The 21,076-nt window shown below is 62.8% G+C and carries 28 protein-coding genes; all 28 read right to left on the reverse strand.

Annotated elements, in window-relative coordinates:
• Positions 1–9 precede the first annotated feature (9 nt).
• Positions 10–609, reverse strand: a complete 600-nt coding sequence (locus DM373_RS21920; protein WP_110995567.1) for a YmfQ family protein — start codon at positions 607–609, stop codon at positions 10–12.
• Positions 597–1,637 carry a baseplate J/gp47 family protein gene (locus DM373_RS21925; RefSeq protein WP_110995568.1) on the reverse strand — a complete coding sequence of 347 codons (1,041 nt, stop codon included), beginning with the start codon at positions 1,635–1,637 and terminating at the stop codon, positions 597–599. Before DM373_RS21925 ends, DM373_RS21920 begins: the two co-directional genes overlap by 13 nt.
• Positions 1,627–2,022 carry a phage GP46 family protein gene (locus DM373_RS21930; RefSeq protein WP_110995569.1) on the reverse strand — a complete coding sequence of 132 codons (396 nt, stop codon included), beginning with the start codon at positions 2,020–2,022 and terminating at the stop codon, positions 1,627–1,629. The genes DM373_RS21925 and DM373_RS21930 overlap by 11 nt, the downstream gene beginning before the upstream one ends.
• On the reverse strand, positions 2,019–2,576 hold the full coding sequence (locus DM373_RS21935) for a phage baseplate assembly protein V (protein WP_110995570.1): 558 nt from the start codon (positions 2,574–2,576) through the stop codon (positions 2,019–2,021). Before DM373_RS21935 ends, DM373_RS21930 begins: the two co-directional genes overlap by 4 nt.
• On the reverse strand, positions 2,573–3,682 hold the full coding sequence (locus DM373_RS21940; RefSeq protein WP_110995571.1) for a phage baseplate assembly protein: 1,110 nt from the start codon (positions 3,680–3,682) through the stop codon (positions 2,573–2,575). The genes DM373_RS21935 and DM373_RS21940 overlap by 4 nt, the downstream gene beginning before the upstream one ends.
• A gap of 3 nt (positions 3,683–3,685) precedes the next feature.
• Positions 3,686–4,948 carry a DNA circularization protein gene (locus DM373_RS21945; protein ID WP_110995572.1) on the reverse strand — a complete coding sequence of 421 codons (1,263 nt, stop codon included), beginning with the start codon at positions 4,946–4,948 and terminating at the stop codon, positions 3,686–3,688.
• Positions 4,949–4,950: 2 nt separating this feature from the next.
• Positions 4,951–6,849 (reverse strand): phage tail tape measure protein, encoded by a 1,899-nt coding sequence (locus tag DM373_RS21950; RefSeq protein WP_110995573.1) that lies wholly within the window; start codon positions 6,847–6,849, stop codon positions 4,951–4,953.
• Positions 6,850–6,979: 130 nt separating this feature from the next.
• Positions 6,980–7,276 carry a phage tail assembly protein gene (locus DM373_RS21955; RefSeq protein ID WP_110995574.1) on the reverse strand — a complete coding sequence of 99 codons (297 nt, stop codon included), beginning with the start codon at positions 7,274–7,276 and terminating at the stop codon, positions 6,980–6,982.
• Positions 7,273–7,620, reverse strand: coding sequence for a phage tail tube protein (locus tag DM373_RS21960; protein WP_110995575.1), 348 nt, complete (start codon positions 7,618–7,620; stop codon positions 7,273–7,275). Before DM373_RS21960 ends, DM373_RS21955 begins: the two co-directional genes overlap by 4 nt.
• Before the next feature lie 60 nt (positions 7,621–7,680).
• Positions 7,681–9,177, reverse strand: a complete 1,497-nt coding sequence (locus DM373_RS21965) for a phage tail sheath subtilisin-like domain-containing protein (protein WP_110995576.1) — start codon at positions 9,175–9,177, stop codon at positions 7,681–7,683.
• On the reverse strand, positions 9,174–9,359 hold the full coding sequence (locus DM373_RS21970) for a DUF2635 domain-containing protein (RefSeq protein ID WP_110995577.1): 186 nt from the start codon (positions 9,357–9,359) through the stop codon (positions 9,174–9,176). Before DM373_RS21970 ends, DM373_RS21965 begins: the two co-directional genes overlap by 4 nt.
• On the reverse strand, positions 9,356–9,946 hold the full coding sequence (locus DM373_RS21975) for a phage tail terminator protein (RefSeq protein WP_110995578.1): 591 nt from the start codon (positions 9,944–9,946) through the stop codon (positions 9,356–9,358). Before DM373_RS21975 ends, DM373_RS21970 begins: the two co-directional genes overlap by 4 nt.
• A gap of 30 nt (positions 9,947–9,976) precedes the next feature.
• On the reverse strand, positions 9,977–10,498 hold the full coding sequence (locus DM373_RS21980; RefSeq protein ID WP_110995579.1) for a hypothetical protein: 522 nt from the start codon (positions 10,496–10,498) through the stop codon (positions 9,977–9,979).
• On the reverse strand, positions 10,491–10,853 hold the full coding sequence (locus tag DM373_RS21985) for a head-tail adaptor protein (RefSeq protein WP_110995580.1): 363 nt from the start codon (positions 10,851–10,853) through the stop codon (positions 10,491–10,493). Before DM373_RS21985 ends, DM373_RS21980 begins: the two co-directional genes overlap by 8 nt.
• Positions 10,853–11,161, reverse strand: coding sequence for a head-tail connector protein (locus tag DM373_RS21990; protein WP_110995581.1), 309 nt, complete (start codon positions 11,159–11,161; stop codon positions 10,853–10,855). Before DM373_RS21990 ends, DM373_RS21985 begins: the two co-directional genes overlap by 1 nt.
• A complete protein-coding gene (locus DM373_RS21995) occupies positions 11,162–11,473 on the reverse strand; it encodes a hypothetical protein (protein ID WP_110995582.1) in 312 nt (103 codons plus the stop codon). It abuts the gene before it with no gap.
• Positions 11,474–11,527: 54 nt separating this feature from the next.
• Positions 11,528–12,730 (reverse strand): phage major capsid protein, encoded by a 1,203-nt coding sequence (locus DM373_RS22000; RefSeq protein WP_110995583.1) that lies wholly within the window; start codon positions 12,728–12,730, stop codon positions 11,528–11,530.
• On the reverse strand, positions 12,727–13,368 hold the full coding sequence (locus DM373_RS22005; protein ID WP_110995584.1) for an HK97 family phage prohead protease: 642 nt from the start codon (positions 13,366–13,368) through the stop codon (positions 12,727–12,729). Before DM373_RS22005 ends, DM373_RS22000 begins: the two co-directional genes overlap by 4 nt.
• Positions 13,355–14,569 (reverse strand): phage portal protein, encoded by a 1,215-nt coding sequence (locus tag DM373_RS22010; protein ID WP_110995585.1) that lies wholly within the window; start codon positions 14,567–14,569, stop codon positions 13,355–13,357. The genes DM373_RS22005 and DM373_RS22010 overlap by 14 nt, the downstream gene beginning before the upstream one ends.
• Before the next feature lie 2 nt (positions 14,570–14,571).
• A complete protein-coding gene (locus tag DM373_RS22015) occupies positions 14,572–16,251 on the reverse strand; it encodes a terminase large subunit (protein WP_110995586.1) in 1,680 nt (559 codons plus the stop codon).
• 3 nt (positions 16,252–16,254) lie between these two features.
• Positions 16,255–16,746: a terminase small subunit gene (locus DM373_RS22020; protein WP_110995587.1), complete on the reverse strand. Its 492-nt coding sequence runs from the start codon at positions 16,744–16,746 to the stop codon at positions 16,255–16,257.
• Positions 16,747–16,864: 118 nt separating this feature from the next.
• Positions 16,865–17,200 (reverse strand): HNH endonuclease, encoded by a 336-nt coding sequence (locus DM373_RS22025; RefSeq protein ID WP_110995588.1) that lies wholly within the window; start codon positions 17,198–17,200, stop codon positions 16,865–16,867.
• Complete coding sequence (locus DM373_RS22030) at positions 17,200–17,523, reverse strand: phage holin, lambda family (RefSeq protein WP_110995589.1); 324 nt, start codon at positions 17,521–17,523, stop codon at positions 17,200–17,202. Before DM373_RS22030 ends, DM373_RS22025 begins: the two co-directional genes overlap by 1 nt.
• A 73-nt stretch (positions 17,524–17,596) precedes the next feature.
• Entirely contained in the window at positions 17,597–18,148 is a 552-nt protein-coding gene (locus DM373_RS22035; protein WP_157966875.1) for a hypothetical protein, read from the reverse strand.
• Between the two features lie 182 nt (positions 18,149–18,330).
• Positions 18,331–19,017: a hypothetical protein gene (locus DM373_RS22040; RefSeq protein ID WP_110995591.1), complete on the reverse strand. Its 687-nt coding sequence runs from the start codon at positions 19,015–19,017 to the stop codon at positions 18,331–18,333.
• Between the two features lie 10 nt (positions 19,018–19,027).
• The gene (locus DM373_RS22045; protein WP_110995592.1) at positions 19,028–19,345 is read right to left on the reverse strand and encodes a hypothetical protein; all 318 of its coding nucleotides are present in this window, start codon (positions 19,343–19,345) and stop codon (positions 19,028–19,030) included.
• Positions 19,342–20,631 (reverse strand): tyrosine-type recombinase/integrase, encoded by a 1,290-nt coding sequence (locus DM373_RS22050; RefSeq protein ID WP_110995593.1) that lies wholly within the window; start codon positions 20,629–20,631, stop codon positions 19,342–19,344. The genes DM373_RS22045 and DM373_RS22050 overlap by 4 nt, the downstream gene beginning before the upstream one ends.
• Positions 20,628–20,924: a DUF1364 domain-containing protein gene (locus DM373_RS22055; RefSeq protein ID WP_110995594.1), complete on the reverse strand. Its 297-nt coding sequence runs from the start codon at positions 20,922–20,924 to the stop codon at positions 20,628–20,630. Before DM373_RS22055 ends, DM373_RS22050 begins: the two co-directional genes overlap by 4 nt.
• Between the last annotated feature and the right edge of the window lie 152 nt (positions 20,925–21,076).

The raw sequence follows: 21,076 nt of genomic DNA on the forward strand, positions 1-21,076 counted from the left end.
CTCTACTCCTCACGTGAAATCAATATTGACTATCGTGTGGGCGGGCGCCGCACGGCGAATGACGCACTCAAGGGCGTTCCCAGGATTCATGCCGAATCGTTCGCCCCAATAGCTGGCACCGAAGCGCCGCCCAACCCGCTGACGATCGCCTGTGTGCAGCGTCCACAGAAACTGTGCTTTCCAGGTCCCGAAACGCGAAGGCCCGAACCGAGCACGACCAAAGCGAGGCGCCCGATGTTCGGTAATTGTTGCGTTGGGGTAGCCCTGCCCAACAGCGAGACTGATCAGGTACGCGATATCTTGGCCACCAATGGCGGTTAGCCTTTGTTGGACCGAGAGGCGGCGATCCTCAAAAGATGGGTTATTGCCGAGGCAGGGATCGGGAAGCCCCATCACAGCCTCCCAATCCGGCACAAGCTCACTCACCCCGCTTGCATCCATTTCGTTGAGCGCAGCAACGGCCCGCGCTTCGATACGGGCAAACTCCTGCGAGACCCCTTCCAGCACCAGATCCACCTCAGGCACAAGCTCCGGATCCCAGGCCGGCCCGAGCGGCAGCAGCGCTCGCAGCTGCTGCTTGTACTGTGCCGACGATCTCATGCCAGCCATGCGCAACCCCCGTAGGTCAGTAGCTCGTTGTTCGCCGGCGCGAGGTCAGCCGCTGGCGAAACCAGTTCGTGATCCCATTCGCCCCTGGCGCCACTGATTGCTTCTCGCATATGACTCAGCAGAAGCTTCTCGCCCAGGCCGGCCTCACGGTTATGCAGGTCGAGTAGCTGCGCTTCGACGGCGGCGCGGGTCGCCGTTGTATCTGGATCGAGGCGGACCTGATAGGTGACAGGCACCGTGACCGGTGCCAGCACATAGACCTCGGCAGTTACCGGCCGGCGCTCCTCGATGTATGCCTTCACCTCCGCCAGCTCACCAGCGTCTGGCACCGGGTTGGCGTCGTCGTCACGCATGAAGAACACGCCGACCGTGCCAGGTCCCAAGTAGCTGCGCACGCACCAGGCGCGGGTCACACCGGCGCACTCCAACGCCCAGGTTTCATAGTCGTCCCTGTTGCCACCGTGCGGGATCACGCGATAGGAGCGGATCACGCGAGCACGTAGCGACTCAACGCTCTCTTGAGGCGTGCCGCCAGTCAGGCCGGGCGCCAGCACGGTGAATGCCCCCGCTATGCCCTCAACAGGCTGCACCAGATTCAGGGTTAGCCCTTCGACCGCATTGCCCAGTGCGCCGGCATCTACCGCTTCGACGGTCGTGGTATTGGTTCCGGCCTCGGTCGTTATGCTGGTGGTCACTTTGTAGGCGCGGCCGTCTTCCGCTTGGAGCACCGTGTCGATATCGAGCGCAGCCCCTGCAGCAGCCTGAAAGCGCACAGGACCATCGGCGGGCGCAGCTGCTTTGCGGGGCTGCTGCAATCGCAGCGAAGCAATGCGCTCCAGCGTTTCCTCGTCGGCGGTATCGGGCAGGATCTGCTCGACAATCCAGTTGAGGTAACCGTAAAGCCCAAACGCTGTGCCGGCTTGCGACCTGGCCAAGACCTGAGCATCGGAGTGCCGCAGGGCGTTGCTGCCAAGATCTGCCTGAGCACGACTGATGAGTGTCGGCAGCGCCGGGATTTCAAACGGCATAGTTCACCTGCCAGAGTTGGTCTGAATCGATGATGAGAGGTGCGCCGCTGGGCAGCGTCAGCACGACACGAAGGTTCAGTCGAGTGCTATCGGCGCGCTCGCTGGTGACTGCCACGCTGAGCACCTGGCCGTCGTCTACCAGCCATCGAAGCGCCTCTTCGGCGTAGTACTCGGCGTCACGCTGGGAGCGCTCCGTCAGCTTTACCCGGCGCAGCAGCCAGAGGCGCGAGCCGATGCGGTCATCTGCAACGCGCGGGAAGCTATCACCCCACCAGCCGTAGCGCTCTTCGTCGTCGACCGGGTCATCTGGGCCGGCGCGCCGCCAAGTGAACAGGCTGATTACAACAGTCCGCACGAGCGACTTATCGGATTCGGCAAGGGTCATGGGGCAGCACCTACAGGGGGATTCGATTCGGCGTTGCCGCGGCTGATGCCGTCGTGAATGTGCTTGATCTGGCTGACGCCTGCGGCCACTTGGTCGCCATCGGATTCGATGCGCCCAGTGGTCGTGATGAGCGGAGTATCAAACTCGACGCCAGAGCTGGCTGTTACCTTGAAGACCTCGGTATCGAACTCGACCGCTTTTTCAGCCTTGACCTTGAGCGTCAGGGTTTCCAGCTCGACTACCCGGCCTCGCTTGAACACGAAACTGTCGCCCTCGTCGGTGTACAACGCCACCTCTCCCGGCTCCAATTCCTTCAGCCGAAAGCGGCGGTCTGCTACACACACCACCACCCCATGGGAGCGATCGCCACCCAGGAAGAGCGCGATGCCTTCGGCGCCTTGCTTCGGATGGCTGGTGAAGCCGTAGGGTTCGAAGTGCTCCAGGTCATCCTTCACTTCACCGGCGGTCAATCGCATCTGCAGCGCCTGGAGCATGTTCCCGGCGCTAGCCAAGACCACTGTGCCGCGGGCCATCATGCGCGTCAGCATAGTCATTGTTTCCCCCAGTCTTCTGGCAGCAAGTATTCGAAGTTGTCGCCCTTCTTGCCCTTCTTCAGCTTGCGGCGCTTCAGCGGGTCGGGCGGCTCTGGCTCGTAGCCTTCAGGCGGGCCGACCACCAGGGTCGTGATCATTCCGCTTTCGCTCAGGGTGTAGGTCACTTCGGCAATCACCATGTCGCGATCAAAGCCGATCAGCGGATCAATCACCCGCACAACGGTGTTGTGGCGCCACAAGGCGCCGTTGCTCTGCCGCCAGCCTTGCACGGTGTAAGTGGCCTGCAGGGCTTTGCCCATGCGGTTGCCACGTTCCCAATTGGCGCGACCCTGGGCGAGCTCGTCGGTCATCTGGCCGGTCTGGTGGATGATGTGCGTGCGCTTACGCGAAGTGCGGCTGTCGCTGACAGATGCCGACACCTCGGCCGCCTTCTCGCCGTAGGCCTTGTCGGTGCCGCTGCGCTGGCCAAGCACCTGGTACTCGGAGAAGACACCCGAGAAATCCAGGCCAGCGCTGCCGGTAAGGACGTTGCTGCCGACTTCGATCCGATCGAAGGCGCGACCCTGGCTGCCGACGCTGGCCAGCACAACCTGGCCCCTGGCGTCGTCCGTGGAAAACACTCGGAACAGGGTGAGCAGGCGATCGATGGATTCGAATGCAGTCTCTCCCGGCTCGATGGTGTGGTCCGACAGTTGCGCTGTAGCCGATATCTCGCTGCTGACCCGCAGGTTGTACGGTGCAGCCAGTGCGCTGACGATCGCTTGCGCGCTCTGGTTCTTCCATTGCCCTGGCTTGTTGACGGCGGCGCAGTCCACCAGGTCGGCAGTCAGCGAGCGGCCGGATACCGACAGGGTGATCTGGTCGGCGCCATGGCTGATCGGCGTCGAGAACACCCAGCCGGTTAGCACCAGATCGGCACCAATGCGCACTTCGCAGCGCGCCCCCTGGCGGATGGGGCGGACCACCTCCTGCCCTGGCCAGCGCCAGGTGACGCTCAGGCGGAAGTCACGGGCCTGGCGCTCGATCCCCGCGGAGATCTCCACGTCCTTCCAGCCGCCATAGTCCAAGCCGTCAACCGTCAGGGTGACGGCGTTCTGTCCATCCATGCCCTACTCCTTTGCGAGCTTCAATGGTCGCGGCGGGACGAACCCGGGGTGTCGAAGGCGGTTGCGCTGCACCACCTCACCTTGGCGAGTGGCATCGCCGAACCGACGATATGCCAACACCAGAGCCGGCAGCGTTTGCTCAGGGGTCACATCGACCAGGCGCACGCCCGAGGCGGCCACAGCCGTCAGGTGGTCGCTGAGCGCGTGCCGCAGATCGGTCAGCGCCTGGTAATGCGCATGGCCAGCCTTGAGCGATGCCTGCCAGATCGCATCGCTCAAGTCATCCCGAAGCGCGAGCACGTCATCGGCGACCGGAACCTCTGGGCGCTCGATCGGCTGCTGCACTTGCTGGTCGAGCGGAGGGACGCTTGCCGGCGGCTCGGCCGGCGGCGCCACTGGCAGGTCGGCCACGATGGTGCCGACCTGGACCAGCAGCGCGTCCTGCACCAGGTCGGCTGTCGCCTGAGCAGCTGCCGATGTATCAGCGCCGCCAGCCGGCGGCAGCGTGTCGACCGCCCGAACCGACTCAACCTGCTGATTCGCCATGCTGAGCGAGCCGCGGTAGCTGGAGACTGAGGAGTCCGAGGCAAATAGGCTGAACAGCCCGCCACCGATGCTGCCGAAATAGCTGCCAAACATCGAACGAAGACTGTCCGGCGCATTAACGATCGACTGCACGAAGCCTGTGACACCATTCACCGCCGAAGCGATCGGCGAGAAATGCTGCTGCACCGTGGCGAAGACGCCGCTGACGCTGCTGCGCAAGCTGTTCAGGTTGATCCTCGCCGCGTCGACTCGCTCCATGGCGGAGCCGTAGCGCCCCAGCGCCGAGTCAAGCAAACCTTCGGAGGCCTTGGCTGCACGCTGCTGCGTGTTCGGCTTCGCGCTTGGGTACTTGCGGGGCTGGTCCGGATACATCTCCAGCTCGAAACGAACCAGCCCCCCTTCGCGACGGTCATGACTCACGTCGCAGGAGCCGGCCTTGACCAGCATGCGCCCGAGCCAAGGGTGTACCAGTTCGCCCGCGCCCGGGGTCTCCAATGCATCCAGCAACTTGTCGCGGCGCTCGAAGCAGTCAGGCCCGATGATGAAGGCCGTCAGCTTGTGGGGTTGAGCGCGCTTGCCCAGTTGCTCGAAGAAGGGATCGTCCCGCTGCACAAACTCGTGCAGTTGCCCGCGCTGGCCTGTCGGCATCGAGGTCTGTTCGACTTCAAACGATACGCCACGAAAGGACGCCGGCAGCAGGCTGTCACGCCAGGTTGTCACGCTCATCCTGCCCCCAGGGTCCGATGGCCCACGTTCGGCTTGATTTGCAAGCCAGCCTGATTGGTTTTCGGTTGTTCGACGCGTGTGCCGGGCGGCGCGCCGTTGATGTTGATGTTCAGCTCGCCATTGACCTGGGCCTTGTTGCCGGCCATGACCAGGCTGCCAGGCGTCGGTGCCTTGAGCAGAGCCCCCGCCGAAGGGATCCCCATGGCCGAGGTCATGCCCTGCTGCCGCGCAAGAGCTTGCGCTCCCGCATTGGCCGCGAGCATCGAGCCGTCTCCTCCCCCGAGCGCCTCGCCATTGCGCTGATTCTGGGCGTAGGCGGCGCGCTGCACCTTGGCCGTGATGCCTTCCCCGCCCTCATCCAGCCCCATGAACTTCATGATGGGTTCGATGAAGCCGCTGATCTCACCCCACAACGACTTGAAGAACTCGGCGATGGGCTCCCAGTTTTTGATGATGAGGCCGAGCGGCGTCCAGGCGGCGAACTCCTTGAACATGTCCCAGGCCGGGACCGCATAGGCCTTGATCAGCTCCCACATGGCAGAGAAGAACGGCCCTACCGTTTCCCAATTGGCGATGATCAACCCTGCAGCAGCAGCGATACCTAACGCGATCAGGCCGATAGGGCTTGCGGCCAGCGCCAAACCCATGACCTTGGTAGCAACCGTCGCGGCCACAATCGCGGCGCGAATGCCGGTGAATGCCACGCCGGCCCCAACCAGGCCGCGAACCAGGTTTGGGTTCGCCTCGATCATCGCGGCGGTGTAACTGATGAGGGGCCTGATAGAGTCGACGGCCTCATTCAGGCCGGGCAGCAGCGCATTGCCCAGGGCTCGACCAACCCCGTCGATGGTGTTGCGCAGCAGCTGCAGGTTGTTCGCCGTAGTCGCTGCCCGAGAGGCGTACTCCTTGTCCATGGATCCGGAGTAGCCCTTCTCGTCGGCCACCTTTTGCAGGTTGCCTTTGAGTAAGTCGAGGTTGGTCAGCAGCGGAGCGATGGCGGTGATCGATTCGCTGCCGAACAAGTTGGCCATTAGCCCGGCCTGTTTGGACTTGTCCACGTCCTTGATTCGGTCAAGGATGCCCAGTACCGCGCCTTGGGCGTCGGTCTGCATGGCCTTGGCGACTTCCTTGGAGTCGAGCCGCAGCGCCTTGAACGCTTCAGCCTGGCTCTTTGTCGCCGCTGAACCCTTGGTCATCGCGAGCATGAAGTTCTTGATGCCCGTGGCGGCCACCTCCTCCTCCACACCCACACCGGCCATGGTTGCGCCCAGGGCTGCGATCTGGCCCGATGCCAGGCCCGCGATCTCGCCCAGCGGACCGATACGGGTCACGATGCCCGAGATCTGCTTGGTGTTCGCCGGCCCCGTGTTGCCCAGGTAGTTGATCTTGTCGGCCAGCGCGACCACGTCGTCCTGGCCCATCTTGAACGAGGTGCGCCACTTGGCCATCATCTCGCCGGATTGATCGGCGGTCTGGTCGAAGGCTACCCCCATCTTCACCGCGGCCTCGGCGAAGCCAAGCAGTTCATTCTTGGCAATACCGGACTGGCCGCCCGCGGCGACGATCTTGGCGATGTCGCCGGCCGCCATGGGCAGCCGTTCGGACATGCGCCCGATATCATCCCCCATCTTCTTGAACTGCTCTGGGGTGTCGAAGTCGACGACCTTCTTCACGTCGGCCATCTGCGACTCGAACTCGATGGCTTTGCTGATCCCGGCCACGAACGGCGCCGCGATGGCGCCACCCGCGATCAGATCACGAAACCCGATCTTGCCGAGCCCGGTCTTCTCCAGGCCCTTCTGAAAGCTCGAAACGTTTTTGCGGATCCCCGCCAAGGTTGGCGAGAGCTTGTCGACGCCGGTGATGAGCGCCTTGAGCTGAAACTTGTCGGCCATCACGGCACCTGCTGCAGGGCGTTGATGCGCTGGGCGTGCACCAACGATTCGAGGAAGAGGTCCAGCGGCTTGGCGAGGATCTGGTCAGGATCAACCTTCCAGAACCACGCAAGGTCGTAGGCGAGTGCGATCAGGCTTTCGGTGTCGGCGAGGCCGCACTCATGAAAAAACGGGCAATCGCCCAGCTGGCCGTGTGCAGGTCAGACAGGTCCAGCTGGTTCACCGACGACGGTGGAATGCCGGCGCAGACGGCGATGTACTTGGCCGAGGTGTCCATGTCCAGGCTGATCTCGTCGTTCTGGTTGACCTTGTAGGGCAGCGACTTGATGGCCCGAACTTCCTGAACCGTAGGCCGGCGCAGCTTGAGCTCGTTGAGTTCTTCGTCTTGCGCCTTGATTGGGCTGGACAGCTTGATCACTTCAGTCATTGCCATACCCCTTTGAGGCCGTCGAATTGCAGGTCGGCAGTGCCGTCGTCACCGCTCAACACAGGCTCGTCGACCAGGTAGGCGGCAGACAGCACGTACACCTTGCCGTTCTTGAATTCGCAGGTGATGGTCATGTCTGTACCGGTCACCAGTTTTTTCAGCGGAAAGTCAGGCGTGTACACAGCAGTGACCTTCACGTAAGGCGTCAGGTCCTCCTCCTTGTAGCAGCCCGGCACCACCGACTCTCGCTTCACGTCCATCAGCGGGGCCTCACAGCCGCCAGTGATGGTCAGCTGGGCACCGTCCACTTTGATGTAGCAGGTGCCAGCGACTCTTTGACCCATGGTCTTGTCTCCGAAAATGAAAAAGCCCGCTCAGGCGGGCTTGGGATATGGGCGACCGAATCAGGCCGCGTCGTCGTACTGCAGCCGGAACTGGTTCAGGAGCGCGAAGACGCGCAGGCCGTTGATGTAGTCAGGCGGGAACAGCACGTTCACCCGGCTGGGATCGTTGTTGTCGCGCTCGACCACCAGGTGCTCGGCGAACAGTTCGGCGTTTTCGACGTGGCCTTCGTTTTCCAGCTTGCCGTACTGGGCGATCAGCTCGCCGCGAATGGTGCTGGGCGTCACTATCGGCTGGCCGGCGCCGAAGCGGGTGCCGTCGCTGGCCAGTTTGTGCCGACCATACTTGCTGGTGATGACACCCTGCAGGCGGCGGATGATGAAAGCCGACTGGTGCATGGTCTCGCTGTCCAGGTACGAGTTGTCCGGCTGGCCGTAAGCGTTCTTCTGGTAGGTAGTGATCGAGCGCTGAATGCGCATCGAGCCGCCTTCGAAATAGGCCGTGCCGACACCGTAGCTGAGCAGCGACTGACGTTCGGTGAGCGTGAATCGGCCGCTTGCCGGCGCCGCGTCGATACCCGGCATGGCGCCGCTCTGCGTCGGACGGCTGGCGTCGGCGGAGATGAAGGCCGCCGTACGCGCCGCGAGCGCTGCAGCTACTTGCCAGACCGGTTGCGGCACACCCTGCTCCACCCCCTGGATGGTGACATGCTGGTCGTTGCGCGCCTGGCCCGCAGCCACCAGCGTGCCGATGGTCCCACGCTTGGCGCTGTAGACGTGGCCGAACAACTGCTTGGCCCAGGACCAGCGGCCGGCGCTGTCGTCCATGGCCAGCTTCCAGGCATCCAGGGTGGTGGTGTCGGTCCAGGGTAGGCAGATGAACTCGAACGGCTCATCGCCGAGGGCAGCCAGGGCATCAATCTGGTCAGGCGTGCCTGCACCGCTGGCCATGGCCGCCACCGCGACGGTGAGCCCGGCGGGGGTGAATTCGCCATTGGTCTTGCCCAGGCGATTCATCTGCACGGCGATGTCGTTGCCGCTTTCGCCCTTCCACTTGCAGGTCAGGGTCACAACTGCGCCTGCAGCTGCTGCAGTGACCGGAAGATCAGCCTTGGCATTCACCTGCACCGCCAGCGCCGAAGCTGCCTGCTCAGCAGTTGCGGCGGCAGTCACAGTCGCCTGTACGCGCACACCGCCGATGTACAGGCTCAGCAGCCCGGACTCGGTCGCAGCACCGGTCACCGTCACGGTGCCCTTTGCCTCCACGCCGGTAGTGGCCTTGAGCGGCAGACACCAAACCTCACCCACCGGGTCGGCTTTGCGCCAGATTTCGTACATGGCGGCAAGCATGGAGCCCTGGCCGCCGATGGACTTGGCCAGGCTGACGCTCGGCACGAGCACCAGCTGGCCGATCTCTTCCGACGTGGCGTCATCATTGACCTGGGCGACGATCAGCCGGCGCATCACCGACGACGCAGTGTTGGCCGCCGAGTTATCCATCTCCGCGTAGAACAGCGGCACACGGATATCGGCAGGGATGTTGCTGAAGCCGATGCTCATTGCTGGATTACCTCTTTCTTGGCCGCCTTGGCCTGCTTGATGGTGATGTCGCCATCGGCCAGGCGGCGGCGCCACCAGTCGCTGTCGACTACTTCGCGGCCCTCAGCGGGCAGCAGACTACCCGTCTGCGGGTCTGGCACGGCGCGGCCGGCAGCCGGCACCACGGTGATGCGCTGGGTCATGGTTCGGGGTCTCCGGAGAACTTCATTTCGATACGCCCATCAGGGCCGGGGTACTGCAGGTTGGGGTCGGCCGGATCGATGCAGTCCATGTTGATGGTGGCCCCGGTGAACGCCGGCAGGCCGTCGAGCTCGTGCTCGTGCCACGTTTCGGCCGGGTCGTCAGAGCTGTTACGACCGAGCTGGAATGCTGCCGAGAAGCTGAAGCGGTAGACCACCCGGGCTCGGTTGATCAGCACCAGGCCGCCGCCGTCATAGACGATCGGATCGTACTCGGCTGCCGGCCGCCAGCCGACCAGGGCGCGCCACAACTCCTTGCGGAAGTCGTGCAGCAGGTCGGCGGCCTGCTGGCCGCGCTCGTCCTTGGTATCCATGGCCAGGACCACCTCGAAGCGGTCCTCGACATCTTGGATCACGGCGTTCGTGGCTTTGTTGTCGCCCGCCTTGTCATCGGCGGCAATCACGTAGGCCGAGGGGTTCTTCAGCAGCGCCGACTCGCTGACCGCATCCAGGTCGATGCCGCCCGAGACCCTGGCAGCCAGGCTCGGGCAGTTCTCGCGCAGGTGCGCGATGATGGGGGAGATTTTCATGTTCGAGTTCCGGCCCGGCGGGCCTGATGACTAACCGAGGGCCGCGGCGAATGCAGCCTTGAGGATGGATTCGACCTGGCTCTTTTCGTCTTGCAAGGCGTCTTCCATGTAGTTGGCTCTGGGGGCGATTCGCCAAGCGCCTGCAGATCGGATGGCTTTTTCAGCAGCCAGTTGCCCCGGGGCGCGACGATTGGACTTTCCTCGACCTTTCCCCGGGGCTAGTGCTTTGGGCTTACTCCCCATCTTCACGCCGTAGTGCAGGTAGGCGGGGTAATACTCCGCCATCGCTGAGGTCTTGAATGGTGCGATTTTTACCAGGAACCCGGCGCGGGACACCTTGAACTTGATGGAGTCGACGGTCCTGCCGGTACGGTTGATTGGATAGCTGTCCTGGCCGCGTGCCAGTGCCAGGTTCAGCTGGGCGCGGCGGCTGACCACCTGGCCGGCCTTGCGCATCCCCTTGCGGATCTGCTTCTTGTCGAAGATCTCCCGGCCGAACTGGTCGAAGCCTTCAATGTGCAGATAGCTATCGACGGATGCCGAGTTAGCCATAGATACCTCCTCCGACCTGTTGCTGACCGAGCTCTTCGACCTCGATCACGGTGAAGCGCTTGCCAGCCCCCCACGGCGCGCTGCGCTTGACGCGATAGACCATGCTGCCAGAAACGATTTCGTGGGACGTGGTGACACCCTCGATCCGGCGAACCCAGACGCGGTGGGTGATCGTGTCGTCGGTTTGCACGCTGTCGGTGTAGGCCGCAGTGCCGACCGCGCGGAGCTTTGCCCAGCGCTGTCGAGGCTCGGCAAAAACCGACTCCACGTCGGCCTCGTCAACAGGCATATCCTCACGCAGGCGAATGGTGATGCGCTGGTCGAGTTCTCCAGCGCCAGGTTCAAGCTGTGCCATCAGAAGCGTTTCCTGTACCAGAGGAGTCGATCCACAGCGAGCGGCATTGCAGTTGCCCCGGCACCAGATGCTCCGACCACGACCGCCTCGCGGTTGGCGTACCAGTGACCGACCAGCAGCAGGATGGCTTGCTCCACGTCACGGGTGAGCCCCATCTCATCGGGTTCAACCGGATCGGCCGCAACCAGCCTGCGGTCACAGTGCTGCTCGATATGGGCCTGAGCTGCTGCGACGTAGCCACCGATCAGGGCGTCTTCCTCGTCGCCATCAACTCGCAGGTGCACCTTAACGATGGCCAGGTCGAGCATTTACTTGGCCTCAGCCGCAGCTTTCTCGGCAGCAGCCTTTTCAGCTGCCGCTTTTTCTGCTGCTGCCTTCTCGGCGGCGGCTTTCTCAGCAGCAGCCTTTTCCTCCTTGGGCGCAGCAGGCTTGGTTTCCTTCGGTTTCGCCACACGCGGCTTACCATTGGCGTCAACTTCGACGGCCAGGCCTTTTCCGATCAGGGTGTAGGCGTACTCATCATCGGCATCGTCGAAGCTTTCACCGGCCTTGATCTTGTTGGAACTGGCGCCCAGCAAGGCTCCGTTACCAACAAAACCCCACAGAATCTTGATTTTCATGCTGCCTCCAGAAACGAAGAGGCCGGCGGTGCGCCGGCCTTCAGTGAGGGTTGGTTACGCGGCGACCAGGAATCGCCCCTTGACCAGCGCCTTCTTCTGACGCACGCCGAGGCCCAGTCGCTCCTCAACCAGCAGCGCCCGCTCGTTGCGGATGAACTGATCGTTGATCAGGCCCATCTTGAACAGGAAGGTCAGGCGATCGAAAAGGGTGGTGGAGCGCGCGAAGTTCGCCACCAAGAACTCACCGCCGGTTTCGGTATCGCCCTCGTCCATGCTATCGGAGGTGATCACCGGACGACCCCACAGGATCGGAGTCACCAGGCCCTGCAGGTTGGCAAACAGATAGCGGTTCTCGCCGTCCTTCTGCAGCTCGATGTTCATCCAGTCCAGCTCGGTCATGACCGTACCGTCAGCAGACATCTTCGACTGCTTGCGCACTTGGTAGATCGCGCGGCGCACCAGGTCGATCGAGGTGTCGCCAGCCTTGTTCAGGGTGGTGTCGTAGGCGGTCGCCTGGGTCATCAGGCCATTGAGGTTCTCGCCGGTACCGTCACCTTTGAGGATCTGCGCCTCCTCCTCCAGCTTCAGGTCGTAGCGCAGCAGCTGCTGCAGGTAGGCGAACATCTGAGGCACATCGTCGAGGGCCTCGTCGGTGACCGGCATCCACACCGCCAGCTTCTTCACGCGGTCGGTGACGCGCTCGAAGGTAACGTTGCTGGTTGGCTTCAGGCCGCCTTCAGCCACTGGCGCGGCGCCGGTGGTGTGCAGCAGCTCGCGGAAGTAGGTGTATTCCTGCGCGGCCACCGGGATGACGGTCAACAGGTCGCGGATGCGTAGCTCCTGGCGGATGCCAGGTTGAATCACCGGGTCGTAGACCGGCGCAACGATTCCAGCACTGGTGACCTTCATCTCCTTCATGCTGGCCAGGTCGGACTTGGTGACCTCGAGCTGGGCCAGCGCTGCGTTCTTCTGGCTGAGCGCCTTGTAGCTGTCGTCGCCCTGGATCATGTCGATAAAGCTTTTGCCTTCGCTGGGCAGGCCGCGCAGCTTGACGCCTTTCTGCTCCAGATCGACCACCTGGTCGATGACCTTCTGCAGCTCGCCCTTCTGGTCCTCGATCTGTTTTTTCAGGTCGCCAGCCACCTGGTTACCCTTCTGGACCTCGTCCATGGCCGCATCGTACTTCTTCTGCAACCCCTCGAAGCCGCTCTTCAGTTGCAGCTCCAGGGAGTCCTTCAGTTCTTTTACTTCGCTCATTGCGCTACTCCAAAATGGTGGGTGAACAGTTGGGAAATGTCTTTCAGCTCATCCACGATCGCCGTGGCCTCGCTCCCGCCGTCACGGCGTAGCGCGGTGTAGCCGAGCGAAGCGACTGCCGCCGCTTCCTTCTGCGAGAGGCCCATGCGTTCGCGCAGGGCCTTCTCGAAAAGCCTGATGTCCGACTTGACGCTGAGGACTTGCGCCTCAGGGTTCATGCCGAACGGAACGAAGGAGGCTTCCCACAGTTCGGCCTCCTTGATGACTCGCACGCGGCGGCCGGCGCGCTCCTCAAAATCGGCCTTCAGGGTGTTGAAGCCGATCGACATGCTGTCGAGGACTTCGTCTTTCATCAGCTCGTATGCGTCGCGCGCGTAGCTGACCTTGAGGTTGACCTGCCCCTTCAAGAGCAGGCCGTGATCGTCCGACGTGAAGTCGGCGGCGCCGACAAGGCGGGTCAGGTCGTGATACAAGGCAAGCTTGAGCTTGCCGCCACGGGTTGCTTTCACTCGGGTGAAAGCGCCAGGGACAATCACGTCATCGCCAAGGTCCACGTTGTTGAATACTGCCGCGTAGCCCTCGAAATTGCCGGCCTCGTCGACGGACTTGAGCTCAAACGGGCATTCAAGGTTTGCCATTCTTCTCCATCTCCCACCGGGTGACCCGGTTGTATTCGTCGCCTTCCAGGGGAGGCAGGTTTTCCTTCACGCGGACCTCATTGATGGTCATCCAGCCAGAGCCGCCAGATCCGCCGAGCGCACTGCCGTAGTAAGTGGCACGACCCGCACTATCGGCACGCAGCAGCCCCTCGACCGCGAACTCGGCAAAGCGAGCGCCAGATCGATAGAGCTTGTCGTTGAATTCGTCCTCGACTGCGTCGATGAAGGGCTTTAGGCCGAAGGTGATGTAGCCCGTGAGCTGCTGCTCAAGGTTCGAACCCAAGATCGAGGTCTTTCCGGCTCGGTTGGCCAACCAGAGCGGCACGCCATAGATGCCAGCCAGCGCCTCCTCCTGGAACTGCTGAGACTCGATGAACTGAGCATCCTTCTGGCTGATGCCGGCAGGGACGATCTTCGGATTGCCCTGCAGGATGGCCATCTTGCCGATGTCGTCGGCATCGGCCTTGCGCACATCGGGGAACTTCTCCATTACCTGGGCCTGCTGGGCCTTGGTCAGGAATTGCTCGTAGATGACATAGCCGCCGGTGAAGCCGCCCTTGCGCATGAAGCGCGCCGACCATTGCTGCCCGGCCTTCGCCAAGCCCATGGTTTCGGCTTGGTGCTCTATCGGCGAGAGGCCTACGATGCCGTCCAAGCTGAACAGCTTGAAGTGGAGCATGTGCTCTGGCGACACCGGATAGGGATCGCCCTCGCTTGGTGTCACCACGTAAATCAAGTCATCTTCGGTGTCGATCTTCACGGTCCGACAATCCAGCGGCACAAGGCCTATCGGCTCGCCATGGATGTTCCGTTCGATCAGTGCGAATGCATTGCCGCGCAACGCCATGTTCACGACCACGAACTTGAGAAAGTTCAGCATGGTCATGTAGGGGTTCGGCTTGCGCAGTAGCTTGAGCATCCGATCGTTACCAGTGACCAGTGCTCGGCCGCCTTGCTTGTCATCGTACAGCTTGAGTGGCAGGCCACTCAGTGACTCGGAGAGGATCTTGACGCAGGACCAGACCATGCTGATCGACAGCGCCGTCTTGGTGCTGACCCTTATCCCTGCTTTGGTGCGCTTACCGCCGACCTCCAGATCAACTTCGACATAGTCGCCCGTGGCCGGGTCGGCGTAGCCGAAGAAGCCCCAGGTCGCGGGGTTGTACCATTTGAATGCCATGGTCAGCCTACTAATCCAAAGAAGCCGTGGTTGAGATAGTCGTCCAGGCCGCCGCGGGCCTCGGGGTTCAGAGCCATCAGCGACACGGCGTTGAAGGTCGCCATGAGCGGGTCAATTTTTGCGGTGCCAGAAGCCTGCTTGGTGATCAGGAAGGCGTTCGCCGAGGGCACGCCCTTGGCATTGCCGCAGGACCAAGCCATGAGCGGCTGGCCGCAATGGATGAGTGATCCCTCGGCAAGCCGCCGCTCGGTCGTCTTGATCGCGCCGGTGAGCTTCCACCCCTGCGAGATGCCGACCACCTGCTCTTCGTCGATCTCGACATCGGCCAGGGCATCCAGCACGGCACCGATGCCGGCCGGGTCCAGGCCGACCTTGTCGAGCAAGCCCGCCTGATTGATCCTGGCCACGATGGCGGCGAGCTGATCCACGTCGTCGCCGATCTTGTCGACGATGGTTACATCGCCGGCAGCCTTCAAATCCAGCAGCCGTGGCGCCTCGGACTTGCGCCGATCCAGCACTGACGGGTGAGCCCAGGCATGCGCCCAGTGCAGCCAGGTGCGGGACTCACGAACCCGACCGATCACCGCAAGCCCGAGCAAGTCATCCAGACCGCCGCCATCGACGCCAGCGACGATTACCTCGCACTGCTCGAGCAAGTCGTCCAGCCTCATGCCTTCTTTCGCCTGAGGCTCCCAGAAGGCGGCACCGACCCAGCTGTCGGACATGAGTGCCAGGCCGATCTCGATGTTGAGGTGCTTGGCCAAGAAGCCGCGCATCTCTGCCTCGCCATCGATTTCAGCCTGCATGTGCAGGCGTTCCAGCGTGGGGCGATCTACCGAGTAGTTGATGTTCGGGTTAACCAGGTGGAAGTTTTCAGGCTTCCGGGCCTCGCCGCTCTTGATCATCTCCTGAGAGAACTCATAGATAATCGGCAGGAAGCGGTTGTCATCGATGCGCCCATCTCGCACGCCGCGGGCATAGTTCAGCTTCGACTTGAACACCCCGGCGGGCGGTTCGTTCGACTGCGTGGTCAGCCAGATGATGAAACCTTCAGGCCTGGACAGCAGGCCACCCGTGGCTTCGCGGATCATGTCTGCCGCCTTGGGGTTCTTGCCGAACAGCCAGGCCTCATCAATCAGCACGCCGACAGCCTTCTTGCCGCCGACCACATCGCTGTCCGCCGCAACCACCTTCAACGTCGCTCCCGTCTCTCGATGGGTGATCAGGCGAAGATGCGGCTGTACATGCAGCAGGGCCTTCAGTTCGTCATCGTTACTGACCATGTCCTTGGCCGGGATGAACGAGTTGTCAGCAATCTCCTTGGTCGGGGCCAGGATGATGAACTCTGCCGAAAGCCGCCAGTTTCGTATCAGCGCGGTCAGCATGATGCCGGCGGCGATCGTCGATTTACTGTTCTTCTTCGGGATGCACAGCATCACCTCGCGGATCAGGCGCTCACCTGTTTCGCTGTTGTAGCTGCCGAAGATCGCACCAGCAAAGGCCAGCACCCACGGCGCACAAGACGCCTCAATCGTTGGGCTGCCGGGGGCGTCGACGATCTTCAGCCCTTTGAACACCTCTAGGCCGGCCTCCGCCTCGTCCGGGAACAGCGGCTCCGGGATGATCGATTCGCCGGCAGCCAGAAGCCGCCACCACTCCGGGCAGGCAGTAGTCCATTGCATGGCTTACCCCTTGACCATACTGAGTGATGGCTTGCCAGCTGGCGGCTTGCCCTGGGAATACTTGCCCTTCCCCGCCTCCTTGGCGGCCTCGGCCTTCTGCTCTTTCTTGCCTTGGTCGGCGACCTTGCCGTGCAAATAAGGCATCAGCGTTTTGGCCGCCTCCAAGCGCATGCGCAGATCGGCCCCATCAGCGTTCATCAGCTCGGTGAGGAACGCCCGTGGGTCGTCGGTGTGGGTGAGCACTACATCGCCCTGCTCATCCTGAGCGGGGTCGTCACCTTTAACTTTTCGACCAGGTTTAACCTCAACGCTGGCCTCCTGCTTTTGCTTGAGCCGGCGCCCCACCTCCGCGAGGACATCGGGATCTTTAGCAAGCTTGGAGCCCGCTTGCGACGCGGTCTTCTCGGAATATCCGGCAGCTATCGCCGCTTCGCGATTTGTGGCCCCCGACAGCAAAGCGTCAACAAACCGCCGCTTCTTGTCGGTTAAAGCCATGGTTAACTTTTCCAGAAACGGGAAAAAATGTGCGCGTGGGAGGGCGAGTGGTCTAGAAGCGTGGAAGGCCTGAGGTTTTTACCCCCCCCCTCCCCTTGCGGCACGTAGTTGGCGTGCATCAGGCCAGCCCGGCAGCCTCCTCGGCCTGCTTGACCGAGTCGTGGCAGTGCTTGCAGAGGGCCTGCCAGTTGCTCTGGCGCCAGAACAGATCCTGATCGCCGCGGTGTGGTGTGACGTGGTCAACGACCGTGGCGGCGACGGTGCGGCCATGGCGTTCGCAGTAGACGCAGAGCGGGTGGTCGCGCAGGTAGCGCTCTCGCGCCTGCTGCCACTTGTACCCGTAGCCGCGCTCGGTGCTGGTCTTGCCACTGCGCCAACTGCCAGGCGTGACCACCTTGACCCGAGAGCCCGATGCGTCCTTGAGGCGGCAGGTCAGCGTTTTTAGCCTGGCCATCAGCTTTCAACTCGACGAGACGCGGCGCGCTCGTAGTAACCGCGCACCTTCTCGACTCCAAGGAAGCCAACAGCTCCGCCAGCAAAGGTCGCCATGCTCTGGGGCAATCCAAGCCACTCCAGCAGCGGGACGAGTGACAGCGTCACAAGGCCGCACAAGGCGCCTTCCAAGTACATCTGCCGTCGGTCGCCGCCTCCATACACAACCCGGAGAACAGCGATCGCGACGGACAGGCCGGCGGCGTACAGCTGGGGCTGGTGAGCGAACAACCAGGCAATTACTACGGCCCACAGGCCAGGATCCTTCTCGGGCATGTTCGGCATCTCGATTCCTCCCGTTGCTGGGAGCGCAAAATGAAAAACCCCGCCGAAGCGGGGTTTGTGGTGTCAATCTGCCTCAGTAAACGTTCATCTCGAACGGAACGGACTGGGCCTTGATGGTGTTGAAGTAAAACGCCTTGGTGAAGGGCTTGGAAACCGCAGACTTCCACAAATGACTCATGTTTCGCTGCGCCTGCTCAGGCGTTTCGTACTGAGGCTGGAGAGTGCGCATGACGGCGTAAGTCGAGCACATCATCACCCGCAACTGGGGGTCATTCTTAGGGCCTTCCGGCCCCGTGAACTTGGCATTGGAGATTTTGCCCTTCGAGTCCACGTCAAGGATGATATCAAGGCCGGCGCCGTTCAATTTGAGCGTCTGGTAAACCACCTTTCCATCCTTGATCAGCTCGCCCTTGCCAAGCTTGGCGCCGGCACACTGCGGGATCTCCTTTAGATGCTTGCTCATCCCGGACTGGAACGACTTCGGCGTCAGGTCCAAAGAGGTTTCCTTTGCAGCTGTCGACTTATTCGCCTCCCAGTCTTCTGGGATCAGGTACTCCGTTTTTTGTGCAGCGCTCGCAATGAGCGGGACCATCAGCAGGCCAATTGCAGCAGTTCGCGCAAACATTCCTTTTGCTCTCTGGTGAATAAGTGAGATCGGAATGCTATCAGTCTTTGCTGAATTCGAGAGGCCCGAAAACGCAAAAGCCCGACACAGTGGCCGGGCTTTCGGTGGTCACTCCTCAACACGCGCAGGAATGACAGGATGGGGATAATTTCGCTCAGTCGCTCACTGATGTCAACAGGCAATCATGCGGCCTCACTCATCAGCAGCCCTTCTGCCTCCAAAATCACCCGCACCTCCGCCAGGGCGTCGTCGATCATGCCGTCGAGCTTCTCGTTGATACCTTGCCTCCAGCGTCGGCGCGTCGGCTCGGGCGTGGCATCGAGATCCCAGGTGTTCATGTCGTAGAAGCTGTCCGGCAGGATAATCACATCCTCTTCGAGCGCCTCGATGCGCTTCTTTGCGGCATGGCCGGCGGCGACCGCAGCATTCACGGTGGCCTCGCGGCGCCATGGCGAGGCATCCAGCGGGATGTTCACCGAAACAGATTGCGGGGCCTTGCGACGCGCTCCCTTGAGCTTCGGAATGGCCCAGGCAGTGACAGCCTTGTAGATGAAGAGTGTCGGCGCCGGGCTCGCGATCAGTGGCCGGACCAGCGTAATCGCCTGAACCTTCTTCGCCTTGTTGGTGCTGTATTTGGCGACCAATGCATCCCAGTGCCGCCCCTTGAGCATGTGGTGCAGGCGGGCCGACAGCCAGTAATCGACCTGGGTGCGGTCGATACCGCCAGAGCGGCCACCCAGTGACGCCAGGCAACCACCCTCCTCCTCTGCCGACTTGTAAAGCTTCTGCCAGGCCTGGGCCTTCGCCGATCCCTTCTCGCCCGCCGCCAGAGCGGCAACTACTGCACCCGATACGCTGCTGTAAACCATGTCCTTCCCCTCAATCCCCGGTGTAGTTGGTGCCGCCGGCGCCGCGCCGGTTGCTTCCCTGATATCCCGCCTCCGGCCCGCCGGCCTGAGGTCTTTTCAACTGTTCGATCTGCCGTGTTGCGGCCTGCAGCCTCATGCTGAGCTGGGTCACCAGTTCATCCAGGGCCAGGGCCTCGCCAGTTGCAGCCGCCACCCACCCGGAGGCGTTGCAGTGGTCGCATGGCAGTTCGTAAAACACGCCCTTGATGACCGCTCTCCCACGGCACAAAGGGCACTGAGCCAGGTCGATCACCGGCTTCTTGATGGCCGGGCCGTGGCTCTTTCTCATCGTTTCGAATCCTCGCCTATGGTTGTTTCCTGAATCCCGTCGCAGCCCTTGCCCTGCGTGGCTTGCGGGCCATTACCCGAATCTGCGTTTCTAGCCTCCTTCTTCCCGTGGATGCGCTCGAAACCCTTGCTGTCGAGAAACGCATGCCACTGCTCCAGGGCGTCGCGCTTGCGCTCCTCGGCGGTGGTCTGGATGTACACCTGCACGTTGTGGCCCATGGCGTGGTTGATCAGCAGCTCGCCGATCAGGAAGTCGATGCCCTGGTCTGCCCAGCAGCCCCGTGCCAGCTTGCGCAGGTCGTGACTGGTCCACTCGCCCTGCCCCAGGCGGGTGAACACCTCGGCGGCCTGCTTCTCGCTCAGGCAGCGGCCGGACCTGCCCGGGAACAGGAAGCGGCCGGTGTAGCCCTGGGCCTGCTGGAACTCGCGGTACCCGCTCAGCAATGCGCACACCTGATCGGTCAGCGGCAGCGAGTGCTCCACCCGGGTCTTGGTGTTTTCTGCAGGCAGGTACCAGCGGCGGGCGGCCAGGCTGATGTGCGGCCACTGCGCCATGCGGGTCTCGCCGACACGGTTGCCATGGCACAGCATCAGCAGGGCGAGCATGGCATCGGCGGGGGCCTGGGCGTTGGCCTCGGCCAGCAAGGTCAGCAGGTGCTCGATCTGCTCAGCGCGCAGGCGGGCGGCCTTGGGCTTGATGCGCGCCTTGGTGAAGTCACCGAAGCGCATCCCCGCCATCGGGTTGGTGGCGATCATCCCCAGGGCCTGGGCCTTCTTGAACGCATCGGCCAGCAGGCCGAACACCAGTCGCACGTACTCGAGCGACAGCTGCTCCTGCAGCGGCCACACCAGATCGCGGTCCAGGGTGCTGCGGCTCACATCGGCCAGGGCCATGCCACCCAGGCGCGGGATCAGGTGGCGGGTGATGGCCGACTTCGCCGTGGCCTTGCGCTTGGTCGACAGGCTGCGGGTGCGCTCCAGGCGATCGGCGAACCAGGCCAGCAGCTCGCCCACCTGCTCCCAGCCCGACACGGTGGCCACGCTATCGGCAGCCAGGCGCTGGCGGATCTCCGGCAGCGCGGCCAACACCACCTTGGCGGACTGGTCGGGGTAGGCGCCGATCCGGTGCCAGCGTTTGCGCACCACCAGGTACCAGGTGCCACGCGGGCGGGTCTCGCTGAACCGGAAGCGCAGGCCCGGGTAGCGCGGATCGCGCAGCAGCACGGCGGACAGGTCGTCGCCACGGCGTCGCAGCTCGGCGTCGGAGAAGGCGATAACCGAAGTCATGCGACCAGCACCCCTTCGCTGAGCAGGATGGCCTGGGTGCGCATCACGCCCTCGGCGTGGTACTGGCGCGCCGTATCACGATCAACGGCACGGCTGCGACCGTCGCAGGCGTCATGGCAGGCGCTGCAGCACCAGGCGCCCTGCAGGTCGTGCGGCTTCTTGCCAACGCCGCAGGTGCCGGCCAGGCGATAGTGTGCGAGCACGGTGGTTTCGGGGTTGCCGTTGCAGACTCCCGGGATGCGCACCTGGCACTCCCGACCGCGCGCGGCCTTGGTCAGTTTGGTCTGCCGCATGGGCTGTCTTCTCCATGAAGGTCAATGACGCTGTAAGCGCTCGGCCACATGAGCTGGCCGTGGGCAATCGCCGAGGCCTCGTCGCGGTAGAGCGCAATGGGTGGTTGCTGCGAAACGGCCAGGCCGAGCAAGTCGCCACGGCAGTACAGGGC

It is taken from the genome of Pseudomonas sichuanensis, from assembly GCF_003231305.1.
Lineage (GTDB): Bacteria > Pseudomonadota > Gammaproteobacteria > Pseudomonadales > Pseudomonadaceae > Aquipseudomonas > Aquipseudomonas sichuanensis.